General features: G+C 41.1%; 16 protein-coding genes, 2 tRNA genes and 3 rRNA genes. 2 read left to right on the forward strand and 19 right to left on the reverse strand.

Annotated elements, in window-relative coordinates:
* Positions 1–194: 194 nt before the first annotated feature.
* Positions 195–2,150 carry a methionine--tRNA ligase gene (gene metG / locus FI644_RS09525; protein ID WP_053479342.1) on the reverse strand — a complete coding sequence of 652 codons (1,956 nt, stop codon included), beginning with the start codon at positions 2,148–2,150 and terminating at the stop codon, positions 195–197.
* A gap of 621 nt (positions 2,151–2,771) precedes the next feature.
* Here metG and abrB point away from each other — a divergent pair.
* Complete coding sequence (abrB, locus tag FI644_RS09530; RefSeq protein WP_053479341.1) at positions 2,772–3,053, forward strand: transition state genes transcriptional regulator AbrB; 282 nt, start codon at positions 2,772–2,774, stop codon at positions 3,051–3,053.
* Between the two features lie 32 nt (positions 3,054–3,085).
* Here abrB and rsmI read toward each other — a convergent pair whose 3' ends face one another.
* The 10 genes from rsmI to FI644_RS09580 all read right to left on the reverse strand — a co-directional run bounded on the left by rsmI (position 3,086) and on the right by FI644_RS09580 (position 10,601).
* Positions 3,086–3,964 (reverse strand): 16S rRNA (cytidine(1402)-2'-O)-methyltransferase, encoded by an 879-nt coding sequence (gene rsmI / locus FI644_RS09535; protein WP_053479340.1) that lies wholly within the window; start codon positions 3,962–3,964, stop codon positions 3,086–3,088.
* On the reverse strand, positions 3,942–4,229 hold the full coding sequence (locus tag FI644_RS09540) for a GIY-YIG nuclease family protein (RefSeq protein ID WP_053479339.1): 288 nt from the start codon (positions 4,227–4,229) through the stop codon (positions 3,942–3,944). The genes rsmI and FI644_RS09540 overlap by 23 nt, the downstream gene beginning before the upstream one ends.
* Positions 4,219–4,959 carry a tRNA1(Val) (adenine(37)-N6)-methyltransferase gene (locus FI644_RS09545; protein ID WP_053479338.1) on the reverse strand — a complete coding sequence of 247 codons (741 nt, stop codon included), beginning with the start codon at positions 4,957–4,959 and terminating at the stop codon, positions 4,219–4,221. The genes FI644_RS09540 and FI644_RS09545 overlap by 11 nt, the downstream gene beginning before the upstream one ends.
* Positions 4,960–5,127: 168 nt before the next feature.
* Positions 5,128–5,502, reverse strand: coding sequence for a DNA replication initiation control protein YabA (gene yabA / locus FI644_RS09550; RefSeq protein WP_053479337.1), 375 nt, complete (start codon positions 5,500–5,502; stop codon positions 5,128–5,130).
* Positions 5,503–5,515: 13 nt separating this feature from the next.
* Entirely contained in the window at positions 5,516–6,343 is an 828-nt protein-coding gene (locus tag FI644_RS09555) for a PSP1 domain-containing protein (protein ID WP_053479336.1), read from the reverse strand.
* The gene (gene holB / locus FI644_RS09560; RefSeq protein ID WP_053479335.1) at positions 6,336–7,343 is read right to left on the reverse strand and encodes a DNA polymerase III subunit delta'; all 1,008 of its coding nucleotides are present in this window, start codon (positions 7,341–7,343) and stop codon (positions 6,336–6,338) included. Before holB ends, FI644_RS09555 begins: the two co-directional genes overlap by 8 nt.
* 12 nt (positions 7,344–7,355) lie before the next feature.
* Positions 7,356–7,796: a YaaR family protein gene (locus FI644_RS09565; RefSeq protein WP_053479334.1), complete on the reverse strand. Its 441-nt coding sequence runs from the start codon at positions 7,794–7,796 to the stop codon at positions 7,356–7,358.
* Between the two features lie 26 nt (positions 7,797–7,822).
* A complete protein-coding gene (darA, locus tag FI644_RS09570) occupies positions 7,823–8,152 on the reverse strand; it encodes a cyclic di-AMP receptor DarA (RefSeq protein WP_053479333.1) in 330 nt (109 codons plus the stop codon).
* 317 nt (positions 8,153–8,469) lie between these two features.
* Entirely contained in the window at positions 8,470–9,126 is a 657-nt protein-coding gene (tmk, locus tag FI644_RS09575) for a dTMP kinase (RefSeq protein ID WP_053479332.1), read from the reverse strand.
* Positions 9,127–9,164: 38 nt separating this feature from the next.
* Positions 9,165–10,601 (reverse strand): aminotransferase class I/II-fold pyridoxal phosphate-dependent enzyme, encoded by a 1,437-nt coding sequence (locus tag FI644_RS09580; protein ID WP_142108248.1) that lies wholly within the window; start codon positions 10,599–10,601, stop codon positions 9,165–9,167.
* Positions 10,602–10,840: 239 nt separating this feature from the next.
* Here FI644_RS09580 and FI644_RS09585 point away from each other — a divergent pair, with 239 nt between their 5' ends.
* The gene (locus tag FI644_RS09585) at positions 10,841–11,044 is read left to right on the forward strand and encodes a sigma factor G inhibitor Gin (RefSeq protein WP_053479330.1); all 204 of its coding nucleotides are present in this window, start codon (positions 10,841–10,843) and stop codon (positions 11,042–11,044) included.
* A gap of 84 nt (positions 11,045–11,128) precedes the next feature.
* Here FI644_RS09585 and rrf read toward each other — a convergent pair.
* The 8 genes from rrf to recR form a co-directional block, all read right to left on the reverse strand.
* Positions 11,129–11,245 (reverse strand): 5S ribosomal RNA (gene rrf, locus FI644_RS09590).
* A gap of 67 nt (positions 11,246–11,312) precedes the next feature.
* Positions 11,313–14,245: ribosomal RNA gene (locus FI644_RS09595) — 23S ribosomal RNA — on the reverse strand.
* A gap of 214 nt (positions 14,246–14,459) precedes the next feature.
* Positions 14,460–14,535: transfer RNA gene (locus tag FI644_RS09600), tRNA-Ala, on the reverse strand.
* Between the two features lie 9 nt (positions 14,536–14,544).
* A tRNA-Ile gene (locus tag FI644_RS09605) sits at positions 14,545–14,621 on the reverse strand.
* Between the two features lie 170 nt (positions 14,622–14,791).
* A 16S ribosomal RNA gene (locus FI644_RS09610) occupies positions 14,792–16,342 on the reverse strand.
* The 16S, 23S and 5S rRNA genes sit together here with 2 tRNA genes alongside, the layout of an rRNA operon.
* A gap of 263 nt (positions 16,343–16,605) precedes the next feature.
* The gene (locus FI644_RS09615) at positions 16,606–16,869 is read right to left on the reverse strand and encodes a pro-sigmaK processing inhibitor BofA family protein (RefSeq protein ID WP_053478147.1); all 264 of its coding nucleotides are present in this window, start codon (positions 16,867–16,869) and stop codon (positions 16,606–16,608) included.
* 85 nt (positions 16,870–16,954) lie between these two features.
* Positions 16,955–17,173: a YaaL family protein gene (locus tag FI644_RS09620; RefSeq protein WP_053478148.1), complete on the reverse strand. Its 219-nt coding sequence runs from the start codon at positions 17,171–17,173 to the stop codon at positions 16,955–16,957.
* A gap of 21 nt (positions 17,174–17,194) precedes the next feature.
* Positions 17,195–17,791 (reverse strand): recombination mediator RecR, encoded by a 597-nt coding sequence (recR, locus tag FI644_RS09625; protein ID WP_053478149.1) that lies wholly within the window; start codon positions 17,789–17,791, stop codon positions 17,195–17,197.
* Between the last annotated feature and the right edge of the window lie 76 nt (positions 17,792–17,867).

The raw sequence follows: 17,867 nt of genomic DNA on the forward strand, positions 1-17,867 counted from the left end.
AACAAATAGTAATAAACTTTCTCTGCTATAACTCTTAAATTTAGTTGAAGCTATCTAAAAATAGTAAATTACATGCTTTTCTTCTTTATTATCCCAACATTCAATCAACAATAAGCTATTTTATAAAAGAAAAACATAGAAATGTTCGACGTAAAATGTTACACGTGAAACATTTCTATGTTATTCACTTTTTATTATTTTACCCTAGAACCTAAAGGAAGAGATTCTGCAATGGTTGCTAGTGATAATTCGCCATCCTTACTTCCTGCTAAAATCATTCCTTCGGAAAGCTCTCCGCGAAGTTTAACAGGCTTTAAGTTTGTAACACAAACCACTTTTCTGCCAACTAAATCTTCTGGTTTATAGAACTTCGCAATCCCTGAAACAACTTGGCGTTTTTCATATCCTAGGTCTAATTGGAGCTTCAGCAGCTTATCTGCCTTTTTCACCGGTTCCGCGTGTATGACTTCAGCTACCCGTAAATCTACCTTCATAAAGTCATCGATAGTGATTTCTTCGCTATCCGGTTTCACTTCTTCTTTTCCCTCTTCGACTTTAGGAGCAGAACCTTGCATCTTTGTTTTGATATATTCTACTTCATCTTTTAAATCTAGACGCGGGAATATTGGATCCCCCTTTGCAATCTTTGTTCCCTCTGGAATTAATCCAAACGACTCAAGGCTCTCCCAGGAAGTTAAAGCTTCTTCATTAATATTTAACTGGGTAAAAATTTCCCTCGGCGTTCTTGTTAAAAAAGGCTGCAATAGAATGGCAATTCTTCTTAATGATTCTGCCAAATGAACCATTACATTGCCTAGTTCTTCCACGTTGACTTCATCTTTTGCTAAAGCCCAAGGCTGTGTTTCGTCAATATACTTGTTTGTTTTGCTCACTAATTGCCATACTGCTGTTAACGCAACCGAAAATTCCATATTTTCCATTGCTTCTTCATATTTTGCTACCGTTTCTTTATTAACTTGAAGCAATTGCTGATCAAATGCGCCTGTCGAACCTTTATAAGTTGGGATTACGCCATCAAAGTACTTATCCACCATCGCTAATGTTCGATTTAATAAATTCCCTAAATCATTTGCAAGATCAAAGTTGATTCTTTCAACAAAGCCTTCTGGTGTAAATACACCATCGGAGCCGAAAGGAACTTCGCGCAATAAATAATAGCGTAAGGCATCTAATCCATATCGATCAATTAAGGTAACAGGGTCAACCACATTCCCTTTTGATTTGGACATTTTGCCATCCTTCATTAATAGCCATCCATGGCCAAATACCTTTTTAGGAAGCGGAAGATCTAACGCCATCAACATAATTGGCCAATAAATCGTATGGAAACGAATAATTTCTTTTCCTACTAAATGAACATCTGCAGGCCAATACTCTTTATACTTAGAATCATCATCTGTGCCATATCCAAGTGCAGTAATATAATTGGATAATGCATCAATCCAAACATAAATAACATGCTTTGGATTTCCAGGAACCTTAACTCCCCAGTCAAAGGTTGTTCTTGAAACAGCAAGGTCTTCTAATCCCGGTTTAATGAAGTTATTGATCATTTCGTTTTTGCGGGATTCAGGCTGAATGAATGAAGGGTTTTCTTCATAATATTGAAGTAATCTGTCTGCATATTTACTTACCTTGAAGAAATACGACTCCTCTTTCACCTTATTTACAGATCGTCCGCAATCTGGGCAATTCCCATTTTCAAGCTGACGTTCTGTGAAAAAAGATTCACATGGTGTACAATACCATCCTTCGTATTCCCCTAAATAAATATCCCCCTGCTCCAATAATTGAGCAAAGATCTTTTCAACCACTTGCTTATGCCTCGTTTGTGTTGTACGGATAAAGTCATCATAAGAAATATCAAGTTTCTTCCAAAGTTCCTGGATTCCCTCGACAATTTCATCTACATAACTTTGAGGTGTTACCCCCTTCTCTTCTGCCTTTTCCTGAATCTTTTGTCCATGTTCATCCGTTCCTGTAAGATACATAACCTCAAAGCCACGCATACGTTTATAACGTGCCATTGCATCTCCTGCAACTGTCGTATAGGCATGACCTATATGTAAATTGCCACTTGGGTAGTAAATAGGTGTAGTTAAATAAAAGGTTTTTACTTGTTCCTCCATGAAAATTCCCTCCCTAAAAAAAAACGTAAATACTGGTTAAAATCAACTCTCGAATTGAAAATAATATTTAACCATCTTTTAAAATTAGTCAAATAAAGACGTGAATGAAAATTAGTCAAGATATCGAAAAAAACGTATAGATTTTCAAGTCTCTATATTCGTCATCTTTACCTCTTATATCATCAAAATATACCTAATATTTAGCATTTGTGCAACAAAATGCACATATTATGCCATACAAATAACATTAAGTACGCCTTTATATACTTTTCCAATTATTATTTACATTTAAATATTTTAAATTATCCCTATAAAACTAGTTTTTTCTTCGAATACTATAATACATGTCGAAAAATAGCATTAGATTTTGTCGAATAATATTTATATGAAAGTGTATTCAAACTGTCATTTAAATCCTGTTAATAAATTGAAATTTAGAGGAAACCCACTTATATCAAGTGATTATTAGTAAGTATAAATTTACCAAATAAAATAGAAATAAATTAATTGACGTTTTTTGGAATGACTGGTATTATTGAGGTACAATTAATTTTGTCGAATTATGACGAATCAATGATAATTTAAAAAATAGAATTATATATTTTGGGAGGAGAATATTAAATGAAATCTACAGGTATTGTTCGTAAAGTTGATGAGCTTGGACGTGTGGTTATTCCTATAGAATTAAGACGTACATTAGATATTGCTGAGAAGGATGCACTTGAAATCTATGTGGATGATGAAAGAATCATCCTAAAAAAGTATAAGCCAAATATGACATGCCAAGTAACTGGAGAAGTTTCTGATGATAACCTTACTTTAGCTAACGGCAAGTTAATTGTTAGCCGTGAAGGTGCAGAGCAACTATTAAAAGAAATCCAAAATAGATTTGAATTAGTATAAGAAAAAAAGCTTCTCAAAATTTGAGGAGCTTTTTATTCTTTAATATGGTAAATATGGTAAACCTCTCTTTTACTCATCTGGCGATCACTAGCCGTTTGTTTAACAGCATCCTTGCTTGACATTCCATTGACCGTAATATAATGAGAAACATGATCCTCAATAGACATTTCTCCCCACCAGGCCTCTTCATCCTCGTTTTCTTCAGCTGAAGAACCTTCTATTATCAGGCAAAACTCTCCCCGGACTTCCTCATTTGTTGCCCAATTTATTACTTCTTTTACTGTTCCTCTGATAAACTCTTCATATTTCTTCGTTAATTCACGGCAAAGAACAATCCTTCTATCACCCATCTGTTCATCAATCAGTGTAAGTGTTTCTTTTAAGCGATGCGGCGCCTCATATAGGATTGTGGTTGCTGTAAATTTGGCAAGTTTTTCAAGCTCCTGCCTTTTTATCTTCTTTTGTCTGTTTAAAAAACCATAAAAATAAAAAGGCTGCGGGTTTAGGCCAGATGCAATCAGTGCGGTCAATGCTGCATTTGCACCTGGAAGAGGGACAACCGTTAATTGTTCAGCGGTCGCCGCTGCAACTAGCTCAAAACCTGGATCTGAGATCGTTGGCATCCCTGCATCACTCACAAGAGCAATCTTCGCGCCTGCCGTTAGTTTTTCCAACAGTTTTTGCCCGCTCACCTCTTTGTTATGCTCATGATAACTTATAACAGGTGTATCAATCTCAAAGTAATTGCAAAGCTTCTTCGTATTTCTTGTATCCTCCGCAGCAATAAAGTCCGATTCCTTCATTATTCTTATCGCCCGAAAGCTCATATCTTCAAGATTACCAATTGGGGTCGGAACCAAATACAAAATTCCCTTTTGCTCCTCATTATTAAAGCTCTTTTGCTGCCACATATATTCCACCTGATTCCTTTACTAGAAAGTCTTCTTTCTTTTTCCTGGTCCACTGCTTAAATTCATATTCTGCCTTTAATGCCTCGCTCTTATTATCATAAGCTTTTGAGAAGACCAGCTTTACCGGTCCTCTCCCTCTCGTATACTTGGCACCCTTGCCTTCATTATGGAGCTTTACTCGTCTATCCAAATTATTAGTATAACCAGCATACAGACTATTATCTTTACAATGCAATACGTAAAAATAATGATGACTATTTTCCATATAAAATTTCCTTCAACTCTGAGGTATATTCATTTTCTTCATTATATACAATAAGCGGCGGCAATATTTTTAAATCAGGATTGCCATCTTTTGTTGCTTCAATCAGCAATGTGTTTGCTTCTTTTCCTTGCTTCGGGTAGACAAATTGAATTTTTTTCGGTTCCAGTCTATATTTTCTCATTAAAGTCATGATATCGAGAAATCTTGAAGGACGATGGACAAATGCCACTTTCCCACCCTGTCTTACTAACTGACTGGAAACCTGAATGGCATCCTCTAATGTACATAAGATTTCATGCCTCGCAATAGCTAAATGCTCATTCTCATTTCTTTCCTCCGCGGAGGGAGTAGGAAAATATGGAGGATTACAAGTAACAACATCAAACTTTCCATATCCTAACCTATTAGGCATTTCTTTTATATCCCCATGAATCATTTGTATACGTTCTTGAAGATTATTATACTCTATGCTCCTTTTCGCCATATCGTATAGTCTCTCCTGAATTTCAACACCCGTTATTATTCCTTTTGTTCTTGCACTTAAGAATAATGGAATCACACCATTTCCGCTGCATAGATCGATTATCATTCCCTTTTGAATAGGTACATACACAAATCTTGCTAATAATACAGCATCAAGTGAGAAAGAGAAGACTGATGGGCTTTGAATGATTCTCAAATCCTCTGCCAACAAATAGTCTAACCGTTCATCTCCTTGTAAAAAGTCCATTCGCTTGCCTCCAAAACGTATAAATTTCCATTCGAGTAAGAAAAGCGCATGCATCTTGATCATCCGCCTTACAAACTGATAAACCGCTGCGTTAAACAATTCTCCGTCTCGAAAATACACTTTCTTGTCTTTAAAAATAGCCTTCCTTTGATAGGAAGGCCATCATCATTATTTCTTATTTAGGAAGGATAAACAAAACAAGCAGTCTCCTTCTTTCCGCGGACTTCCAAAATGCAGGTTACAAATATGAAAGCCTTCTTGGTACAAACGGGCAAGGTTATCGTAGCCTTCCCCTATATCAATCAGCTTTTCAGCCGCTGACTCTACCTTCGCATTCGCTGTTTGACTCTTTTTACTTGGCTTTTCTACCTCATCTGTGTGCAATTCTAAATGTTGTCTTAGATGATTATTTTCCAGTTTTAAAGAATTATTCTCTTCAAGTATTTCTGCCAAATGCTGCTTTAACTCACCAAGCTGCTGATATAAATGTCCGATTTGGGCTTCCATACTACTTACTGAGTCAAAGATTTCTTTTTTATCCACGTGTTCCACCTCATTAATCTGTGGATTGAACTGATACAGCATCCTGTTTTAATATTTCATCATGTGTATATTCCAGCACTCGCTCCTGTGATGTCACATCGACCTGAAGCACTCGTTCAAGAATATTTAAGCCTACTACTTTTCCAGGTCCATCCGGCGTTTCGATCCATTCACCTACATCCGGCAACAGTTCTTTAGCCGCCTCATACTCATCATTCTCATATTTTAAGCAACACATTAATCTTCCGCATAGTCCTGAGATTTTTGTAGGGTTTAATGATAGATTTTGATCCTTCGCCATCTTAATTGATACGGGGTCAAAGTCGCCTAAAAAGGTAGAGCAGCATAGCATTCTTCCGCAGGGGCCAATTCCGCCGAGCATTTTTGCTTCATCTCTTACCCCTATTTGGCGCAGTTCAATCCTTGTCCGGAAAATGGCTGCCAAATCCTTAACTAATTCACGAAAATCTACTCTTCCGTCAGCAGTAAAGAAAAATATGACCTTATTACGATCGAATGTATATTCAACATCAACTAGTTTCATATCAAGTTGATGCGTACTTACCTTTTCACAGCAAACCTCATAGGCTTCCTTTGCTGCTTGTTTATTTTCTTCAACAATCATTCGATCTTTTTGATCCGCGATTCGGAGGACTTTTTTTAATGGAAGGACAACATCATGCTCATCAACCTTTTTCGGGGCTACCACTACCCTCCCATATTCCACTCCTCGAACGGTTTCAACAATTACAAAGTCATCCTTTACAATCATTAACCCACCGGGATCAAAATAATATATTTTCCCCGCTTTTTTAAAGCGGACTCCTACTACATCATACAAATGAAGACCCCTCCTGCAATTTCAATACAAGCTGTTCCATTAGCAGCTGCGGATTCATATTTGCTTGCAATTTCCTTTTTGCTTCTAAAATGGCTGTCATCTGCTCTGATATACGCCTGCTCGAGGATTGCAAGGCAAACTGCTCAAAGCGGATTTTTTCGTTTTGAAAAACAGCTTGATCCTGTTTGCCTAACTGAATATATAATAAATCCTTAAAAATAAGTAATAGTAGATCTAAACCATAATCCATTTGTTCTTTTTCTTTAAAGTGGAAAAACCATTCCTCCTGAAGGGTTACCATTGCTTCAAGCGGGTTTTTTTTAAGCACTTCATGTAATTTTAACACTATTTTTTGCGCTTGTACAAACCAATCATTTCGACTATATTCGAGTGCTTCATCTAAATTATTGGTAATCTGGGCAAGTATTGGCGCCGTAAAACGATCCACTCCATTTGTTGTAAGCGTTTCAATCATTTGATAAGAAGAAAGAGCCTTAAATGAAATAGTTTGACAGCGAGAAAGAATAGTAGGGAGTATTTGTTGGGACTGTTCTGTCATCAAAATGGCAATGGTGTGAGGATGTGGCTCTTCGAGAAATTTTAATAAACTATTTGCTGCATTTATTGTCATTCGGTCCGCATGTACAATCATGTATAATTTCTTATTTGATTCAACCCCTGTTTTGGAAAACTCCTCTTGCAGCGAGTGAATCTGAGTTTTCTTGATAGACTGGCCATCTGGTTCAACAACATGTACATCTGGATGGTTTCCGTTGTTGATTCTTTTACAGTTTAGGCAGGTTTCACATGGGATATAACCTTCTACAAGGGATTGGCAAAATACACTTTTGGCCAACAGCGTACTTGCCTCACGTTTTCCAGTCCCCTTCATTCCTTCGAATAAATAGGCATGGGCAAGCCGCCCCTTTAATATACTATTTTTTAACATTTTCAAAACGACAGGCTGTATTTCCTGAAGCTGTTCCCATGTTTTCGCCAATTCCATCACCACTTACGTATATATATTGATCAAAAGCCCTTTTATTTCACCGATTTTTCCTAATATATCTATAGAAGATTCTTCTTTTTTCATAACTTCCTCTGTTAATTCAACTAGCTTATTATCAATAGTTTCAACAACTCGTAAAGATCTCCCTTGGCCAAATTGATTCCAGCTATGGGACTGCTTTAGCTCCATCCCATAATCAACAGCCTCTTTCACAAAACGTTTTACTAATGTTTTAAATTTAGCTAAATCTTTAAAAGTTCTTGAACGTCCAAGCCGGTCTCCCGCTAAATTGATATCCTTTAGCAGCTGTTGCAGCTGCATATTTTGCATTTTCTGATCTTGCTTTTGAACTAGACCAGAAAACTTAGCTCCGCCATTAACTAAATGCTTTTGTTCTGGTCTAACTTTATCCACATTCAAACGAAGTTCTTGATTAATTTTCATCATAATCCTCCACGATACCTTTCTATCTAAAACTGGAGAAAATTTTCAATTGGCAATACAAATACGGTTGCACCGCCTACCTCCACCTCTACTGGATATGGCACATACGAATCTGCATTCCCTCCCATTGGAGAGATTGGGGCGACTAGCTGGTCTCTAGACTGACAATTTTCTTTTATTATTTGCAATGCTTTATCAACACGTATATCCTCTGTACCTATCATGAAAGTTGTATTTCCTGACTTTAGGAAACCACCTGTACTTGCCAATTTAGTCGCTCGAAAGTTATGATCCACCAATGCTTTTAATAATTTATTGCTGTCTTGATCTTGAATAACCGCTAATATAAGCTTCATATTTTCAGCCCCCTTCATTGTTCCATAATTATTCCTATCTACATTATACCAATTAATAAGGGAACAAACATATTTAATTCATTGTCGATAAATGGGAATTTTCTTGGACTATAAGAAAAGCGCAAGCACCTTGGTCATCGCCGTACAAACTGGAAGGACCGGTTCTTTCGATAAAGGAAACACGGTGAGCGAGAGCGAACCGATGTTGACTTATCGTACAGAGTGGGCCTGAAGTTTGATAGGCGATAGTGCGGAGCTAGACAATTCTCTAACTCCAAAGTTATACTTTCTTATCTTTTAAAAAAAGACTTTAAAGACTATTCTTTAAGGTCTTTTTCACTTTCTCGCTGAATAATCTCCTTAATTTTCCATTCTGCTTCTCTTAATACGGATTCAATCGGCTGAGCAGCATTAATTTTAACCATTCGCTCTGGATAGTCATTCATTAAATTAGCATATCCTTCTCGAACCTTATGGTGAAAATCAAGATCCTCTAAATCAAGACGATTAACTTCTCGATTCTTATGCTTGTTAATTCTTTCAAGTCCAATCTCTGGTTCAATATCAAAATACAATGTCAGCTTCGGCATCATATCCTCTATTGCAAAACGGTTAATGGAAAAAACTTCTTTAATACCTAACCCGCGAGCATAGCCCTGATAGGCCAAAGAACTATCAATAAACCGATCACATAAAACGATATATCCTTTTTCAAGAGCAGGGATAACCTTCTCAACTAGATGTTGTCTTCTCGCGGCTGCATACAATAAAGCTTCAGTTCGAGCATCCATTTGTGTATTTTTTTTATCCAGAATGACCCTTCGTATTTGTTCAGCTATTTCTATTCCTCCCGGTTCTCTTGTTAGGAGGATCCGATACCCTTCTTGCTCAAGTTTTTGGGAAAGCATTCCGATCACTGTTGTCTTACCTGCTCCCTCCGGTCCTTCTGCTGTAATAAAAATCCCTTTATTCATTTGTTAACCCCCATGATGATTTAGTATAGTAAATATAGTTAGGTTAAATATATAGTTAGTTTCCCTTCTTTTAGATCCCCATCACCTTGAAATCTAGCTCCGGACACTCTTAGTAATTTAATATGTTCGTTTGTTTCTTCGCTTATTATTTCCCCAGGAAATAATAATGGGATGCCAGGCGGGTATGGAACAATTAATTGTGCACATATTTTCCCAGTAGCTTCCTCAATCGGGATATTGACTTTTTCTAATCGTGCTTGTTCTTCTGCATTTAATGCTAATCTGGAAATATCAGGATTATTGTACGAACCTTTTCCTTTACCCATTTCATTATAAGTAATTGATTTCAATGCAGCTTGAAAGTGAGTAGTAATTTCCCTTATAGGATATTCCATTCTATCTTTTAATAATGGGAATACAAGAACAACATTATAAGGGTCAGCCATTTCTGTATATATCCCTTTACTTTCAAATAATTTTTGGAGGTCATACCCACTTAACGAGGTTGTTGATTGGATTGTTATCTTTAAAGGGTCACCCATCCCCCCCTTATATGTTAACACCCTGATTTCTTTTAGCTGCTGTAGCTCATTCCGAAATTCAGTTATCTTCTGCTGAAGTGATTCGGCATCCTTATCTGTAAATGTAGCTAAATAGTTTCTGGCTATATCTAAAGAAGCCATAATTGGATAGGAAGGGCTGCTAGATTGTAGAATCTGAAGAAATCCGCTTACGTGTACTGCTGAAAGAAGGTCACTATTAAAATGTAAATATGCTCCCATTGTCATTGCAGGAAGTGTTTTATGTGCCGATTGAACAACGATATCTGCATTTAGTTGTATGGCAGATGGCGGAAAATACTTTCCACCAATAAAATGAGCCCCATGTGCTTCATCAATCAAAACAGGAATACGTTGGCAATGAGCGACTTCTATAATCTCCTCTAATTCATTAACCATTCCATAATAATTAGGATATGTAAGAATGAGCGCCTTTGCATAAGGGTACATTTCTATAGCTTGTTTAACTATCCTTGCAGATACCCCTCCTGCCACACCCCAATCTTCATCAAAAACTGGAGCTAAAAAAACAGGATTCGCTTTTACAAGGCTGATCCCATTCAAAATGGATTTATGACAATTCCTTTGTACAAGAACCGTATCATCTTCCTTAACTGCTGTCATGATCATTGCGAGGTTTCCAACAGTCGAGCCATTCACTAAGAAAAAACTTTTTTTTACCCCATATAATTGAGCAAGAAGCTCTTCTGCTTCTTTAATCGCTCCTTCAGGAGAATGTAAATCATCTAAGCCAGTAATTTCCGTTGCATCAAGCCTAAGCAATTCTTTATAATAACTTCCGATCTCTCCTGTTATGAGCTTCCCATATTTGTGACCAGGCACATGAAATGACACTGGATTTTGCTCGGCATGCTTCTTTAACTTTTCGAATAAAGGCATTTTTTTTTGATTCATTTATAATCACCAATTATCTTTGTTAGAGTCCCATTTATTTTACCAAATAGCTGTTTGAAGTGATACTATTACCTTTATTCATTAATATTAAAAAGCAGTAAAAGAATTCCATAATAGACATACAACCAAATTATGTTTAAATCATACAATGGTTTATAAGTGGATTTATAGTTGAATTTTCTAAAGATTGTATACAACGATACAGAGACGGACAGACTAGGTGTATGGAGGTGGAGTAGTTGGGTATGCTAATGGCAAAGAAGCATATTGGGGAAGAGTGTGTCATATGCGAGCAAACAAAATGGAAAGGAATATATCTATACACTTCTTTTATTTGTACAGACTGCGAACATGACCTAATTTCTACAGATACAAGTAATCCTAAATATAAATACTTCTTAAAGCAATTAAGAAAAATAACAAATCCAGAAATTTTCTCTTGATGAGCTCCATTATGGGGCTTTTTATTTTCCCATCATTTTTTATAGAACACAAAAAGAGCACCTTTACAGGTGCTCTTTTCATTTGCCTAGCGACGTCCTACTCTCACAAGGGGACAGCCCCTAACTACCATTGGCGCTGAGAAGCTTAACTTCCGTGTTCGGGATGGGAACGGGTGTGGCCTTCTCGCCATCGTCACTAGACCTATTTATAATAAGGTTTGTTCCCTCAAAACTAGATAATGCTAAAGAAGAAGTAGAGTAATCATTTATGGTTAAGTCCTCGACCGATTAGTATTTGTCAGCTCCACGTGTCACCACGCTTCCACCTCAAACCTATCAACCTGATCATCTTTCAGGGGTCTTACTAGCTTGACGCTATGGGAAATCTCATCTCGAGGGGGGCTTCATGCTTAGATGCTTTCAGCACTTATCCCTTCCGCACATAGCTACCCAGCGATGCTCTTGGCAGAACAACTGGTACACCAGCGGTGCGTCCATCCCGGTCCTCTCGTACTAAGGACAGCTCCTCTCAAATTTCCTGCGCCCACGACGGATAGGGACCGAACTGTCTCACGACGTTCTGAACCCAGCTCGCGTACCGCTTTAATGGGCGAACAGCCCAACCCTTGGGACCGACTACAGCCCCAGGATGCGATGAGCCGACATCGAGGTGCCAAACCTCCCCGTCGATGTGGACTCTTGGGGGAGATAAGCCTGTTATCCCCGGGGTAGCTTTTATCCGTTGAGCGATGGCCCTTCCATGCGGAACCACCGGATCACTAAGCCCGACTTTCGTCCCTGCTCGACTTGTAGGTCTCGCAGTCAAGCTCCCTTATGCCTTTACACTCTTCGAATGATTTCCAACCATTCTGAGGGAACCTTTGGGCGCCTCCGTTACTTTTTAGGAGGCGACCGCCCCAGTCAAACTGCCCACCTGACACTGTCTCCTGCCCCGATCAGGGGCATGGGTTAGAATTTCAATACAGCCAGGGTAGTATCCCACCGATGCCTCCACCGAAGCTGGCGCTCCGGCTTCCAAGGCTCCTACCTATCCTGTACAAGCTGTACCGAAATTCAATATCAGGCTACAGTAAAGCTCCACGGGGTCTTTCCGTCCTGTCGCGGGTAACCTGCATCTTCACAGGTACTATAATTTCACCGAGTCTCTCGTTGAGACAGTGCCCAGATCGTTACGCCTTTCGTGCGGGTCGGAACTTACCCGACAAGGAATTTCGCTACCTTAGGACCGTTATAGTTACGGCCGCCGTTTACTGGGGCTTCAATTCAGAGCTTCGCGTAAGCTAACCCCTCCTCTTAACCTTCCAGCACCGGGCAGGCGTCAGCCCCTATACTTCGCCTTGCGGCTTCGCAGAGACCTGTGTTTTTGCTAAACAGTCGCCTGGGCCTATTCACTGCGGCTTTTCAGGGCTATTCACCCTAAAAAGCACCCCTTCTCCCGAAGTTACGGGGTCATTTTGCCGAGTTCCTTAACGAGAGTTCTCTCGCTCACCTTAGGATTCTCTCCTCGCCTACCTGTGTCGGTTTGCGGTACGGGCACCTTATCCTCGCTAGAGGCTTTTCTTGGCAGTGTGGAATCAGGAACTTCGGTACTATATTTCCCTCGCTGTCACAGCTCAGCCTTCACGCAAACGGGATTTTCCTCGCTTGCAGCCTAACTGCTTAGACGCACATATCCAGCAGTGCGCTTACCCTATCCTCCTGCGTCCCCCCATTGCTCAAACGGAGTTTGGTGGTACAGGAATATCAACCTGTTGTCCATCGCCTACGCTTTTCAGCCTCGGCTTAGGTCCCGACTAACCCTGAGCGGACGAGCCTTCCTCAGGAAACCTTAGGCATTCGGTGGATGGGATTCTCACCCATCTTTCGCTACTCATACCGGCATTCTCACTTCTAAGCGCTCCACCAGTCCTTGCGGTCTAGCTTCAACGCCCTTAGAACGCTCTCCTACCACGGACATCGTAGATGTCCATCCACAGCTTCGGTGATACGTTTAGCCCCGGTACATTTTCGGCGCAGAGTCACTCGACCAGTGAGCTATTACGCACTCTTTAAATGGTGGCTGCTTCTAAGCCAACATCCTGGTTGTCTAAGCAACTCCACATCCTTTTCCACTTAACGTATACTTTGGGACCTTAGCTGGTGGTCTGGGCTGTTTCCCTCTTGACTACGGATCTTATCACTCGCAGTCTGACTCCCATGGATAAGTCTTTGGCATTCGGAGTTTGTCTGAATTCGGTAACCCGATGGGGGCCCCTAGTCCAAACAGTGCTCTACCTCCAAGACTCTTTCTACATGAGGCTAGCCCTAAAGCTATTTCGGAGAGAACCAGCTATCTCCAAGTTCGATTGGAATTTCTCCGCTACCCACACCTCATCCCCGCACTTTTCAACGTGCGTGGGTTCGGTCCTCCATTCAGTGTTACCTGAACTTCAACCTGGACATGGGTAGATCACCTGGTTTCGGGTCTACGACCACATACTCATTCGCCCTATTCAGACTCGCTTTCGCTGCGGCTCCGTCTATTCAACTTAACCTTGCATGTAATCGTAACTCGCCGGTTCATTCTACAAAAGGCACGCTATCACCCATTAACGGGCTCTAACTACTTGTAGGCACACGGTTTCAGGATCTCTTTCACTCCCCTTCCGGGGTGCTTTTCACCTTTCCCTCACGGTACTGGTTCACTATCGGTCACTAGGGAGTATTTAGCCTTGGGAGATGGTCCTCCCTGCTTCCGACGGGATTTCTCGTGTCCCGCCGTACTCAGGATCCACTCTGGAGGGAACGAAGTTTCAACTACAGGGCTTTTACCTTCTCTGGCCGGCCTTTCCAGACCTGTTCATTTACCTCGTTCCTTTGTAACTCCGTGTAGAGTGTCCTACAACCCCAAGAGGCAAGCCTCTTGGTTTGGGCTAATCCCGTTTCGCTCGCCGCTACTCAGGGAATCGCGTTTGCTTTCTCTTCCTCCGGGTACTTAGATGTTTCAGTTCCCCGGGTCTGCCTTCAATACCCTATGTATTCAGGTAAAGATTCTATCCCATTACGGATAGAGGGTTCCCCCATTCGGAAATCTCCGGATCAAAGCTTACTTACAGCTCCCCGAAGCATATCGGTGTTAGTCCCGTCCTTCATCGGCTCCTAGTGCCTAGGCATTCACCGTGCGCCCTTTCTAACTTAACCTACTTCGGTCAATGATCAACTGCGCATCTCGGCGTCAGCTCGCTCGGTCGCTTCCTTGATCTGCTTGTTGCTCATTGCCCTCATGGTTTACACTCTTATTTTGTTTCTAAAACATTATAAGAGAAAAAACTAAGATGGCGATTACTCGGTTATCTTCTTTAATTGCATTATCTAGTTTTCAAGGAACAAAAAATAACGAACGGATTCGTTATGTTGGTGGAGCCTAGCGGGATCGAACCGCTGACCTCCTGCGTGCAAGGCAGGCGCTCTCCCAGCTGAGCTAAGGCCCCGTTATGAAATGGTGGGCCTAAATGGACTCGAACCATCGACCTCACGCTTATCAGGCGTGCGCTCTAACCAGCTGAGCTATAGGCCCATATAACGGAATTCGGTAAATGATAAGCGATGATTATTCGGTCACTATCTTGACCTGTTTGCTTCTCATTTCCCTCATTTTGATATTAAGTTAATAAAGAGATTGCTCTCTCAAAACTGAACGAACAATGAAACGTCTTTTAATGAAGTTAGACTTCATTTCATCCTTAGAAAGGAGGTGATCCAGCCGCACCTTCCGATACGGCTACCTTGTTACGACTTCACCCCAATCATCTGTCCCACCTTAGGCGGCTGGCTCCTTGCGGTTACCCCACCGACTTCGGGTGTTACAAACTCTCGTGGTGTGACGGGCGGTGTGTACAAGGCCCGGGAACGTATTCACCGCGGCATGCTGATCCGCGATTACTAGCGATTCCGGCTTCATGCAGGCGAGTTGCAGCCTGCAATCCGAACTGAGAATGGTTTTATGGGATTGGCTAAACCTCGCGGTCTTGCAGCCCTTTGTACCATCCATTGTAGCACGTGTGTAGCCCAGGTCATAAGGGGCATGATGATTTGACGTCATCCCCACCTTCCTCCGGTTTGTCACCGGCAGTCACCTTAGAGTGCCCAACTGAATGCTGGCAACTAAGATCAAGGGTTGCGCTCGTTGCGGGACTTAACCCAACATCTCACGACACGAGCTGACGACAACCATGCACCACCTGTCACTCTGTCCCCCGAAGGGGAACGTCCTATCTCTAGGATTGTCAGAGGATGTCAAGACCTGGTAAGGTTCTTCGCGTTGCTTCGAATTAAACCACATGCTCCACCGCTTGTGCGGGCCCCCGTCAATTCCTTTGAGTTTCAGCCTTGCGGCCGTACTCCCCAGGCGGAGTGCTTAATGCGTTTGCTGCAGCACTAAAGGGCGGAAACCCTCTAACACTTAGCACTCATCGTTTACGGCGTGGACTACCAGGGTATCTAATCCTGTTCGCTCCCCACGCTTTCGCGCCTCAGTGTCAGTTACAGACCAGAAAGTCGCCTTCGCCACTGGTGTTCCTCCAAATCTCTACGCATTTCACCGCTACACTTGGAATTCCACTTTCCTCTTCTGCACTCAAGTCTCCCAGTTTCCAATGACCCTCCCCGGTTGAGCCGGGGGCTTTCACATCAGACTTAAGAAACCACCTGCGCGCGCTTTACGCCCAATAATTCCGGACAACGCTTGCCACCTACGTATTACCGCGGCTGCTGGCACGTAGTTAGCCGTGGCTTTCTGGTTAGGTACCGTCAAGGTACCGCCCTATTCGAACGGTACTTGTTCTTCCCTAACAACAGAGTTTTACGATCCGAAAACCTTCATCACTCACGCGGCGTTGCTCCGTCAGACTTTCGTCCATTGCGGAAGATTCCCTACTGCTGCCTCCCGTAGGAGTCTGGGCCGTGTCTCAGTCCCAGTGTGGCCGATCACCCTCTCAGGTCGGCTACGCATCGTCGCCTTGGTGAGCCGTTACCTTACCAACTAGCTAATGCGCCGCGGGCCCATCTGTAAGTGATAGCCGAAGCCATCTTTCAGCTTTTCTACATGAGTAGAAAAGGATTATCCGGTATTAGCTCCGGTTTCCCGAAGTTATCCCAGTCTTACAGGCAGGTTGCCCACGTGTTACTCACCCGTCCGCCGCTAACCTTTGGGAGCAAGCTCCCTCAGATTCGCTCGACTTGCATGTATTAGGCACGCCGCCAGCGTTCGTCCTGAGCCAGGATCAAACTCTCCAATAAAGAGTAAGATTAGCTCTTAAGTTTTAATACTTGAATTAACGTTGACGTTTTTTGTTCGTTCAGTTTTCAAAGAACAACTTCTTTTTATTCGCAGTTAAGCGACTTAACAAATATATCATTTATCATTTCTAGTGTCAATAACTTTTTAAAGTTATTTCAACTATGTCGTGGTGACGACTTTTAATATATTACCACCTAGTAATTATACAGTCAATACTTTTTTTATAAAAAATTGGACAGCTCATTAAAAAATCAGCTGTCCATTAAATAACCCAGGTTTGAATAGCTACTAATGCAAATAAACCAGGAATCCCTAAAAAACCGGAAATAGAAGATGTAATGAGATTTATAGGTACGTGGATGCCAAATTGATTGCCGAACGCATTTAAAAAGAACAAAAAAAGTGCGCCAATAAGTAATTTAATTACGCCCTGTCCAATAAATCTTACTGGCTTTAGAGGGGCTCCAATAAATAAAAGTAAAATAATTAATCCTCCTAATATGGAGATTACTACAACAGGCTCCAACAAAAAGTCCTCCTCTCAAGATACTTGTACTTTCATATTATGATATGCAAGTACAAATAAGACCTAGAAAGAAGGACATGCTTATTTATTTTCTTATCGTTATCTTTCTTTTCCTCACTTCTTTAAAAAGAAAGAAATATTTCGCTTCAGCAATCTTTGCCTGGCTGATTGCTTCTGCGGACGGGTCGAAGCTTTTTTCTAGCAGCTGCCGCTGACTATTCCAAGAATTCTTCAAGTCATTCACTTTTTCTAATAGCTGATCATCAAATTCCTTCCGAAGCCAGCCTTTTTTGCGAAATAACATCTATTCCGCCTCCATCTATTCTTAAACTTCTCTTCTTCCTTCTAATGCTTTTGAAAGTGTCACCTCATCAGCGTATTCAAGATCTCCTCCAACTGGCAGACCATGGGCTATACGTGTGGCACGAATACCTGATGGCTTTAAGAGTCTCGAAATATACATCGCTGTTGCTTCTCCCTCAATATTAGGGTTTGTTGCAAGGATAACCTCTTGCACTGTATCATCTTGCAGTCTCTTTAAAAGACTTGGAATATTAATATCCTCTGGACCAATGCCATCCATCGGAGAGATAGCTCCTTGAAGAACATGGTACAAACCATGATATTCTTTCATTTTCTCCATTGCAATCACGTCTTTTGGATCTTGAACCACACAAATAACCGTTCGATCCCTCTTTTGATCCTCACATATATAGCAAGGATCTTGATCTGTGATATGACCGCAAACGGAGCAGTACGTTAAATTCCTTTTTGCATTGACTAAAGCCTTTGCAAAATCGAGTACAGTGTCTTCCTTCATACTTAGTACAAAAAAAGCCAGACGAGCGGCCGTTTTCGGGCCGATACCTGGCAATTTCATAAAGCTGTCAATCAGCTTTGATATCGGTTCAGGATAATGCATATCTATTCCTCCTAGAAAAGCGTAAGCGCCTTGGTCATCGCCGTACAAACGCAGAAGGGCCGGTTCTTTCGATAAA

Source organism: Cytobacillus solani (genome assembly GCF_006704205.1).
Lineage (GTDB): Bacteria > Bacillota > Bacilli > Bacillales > Cytobacillaceae > Cytobacillus > Cytobacillus solani.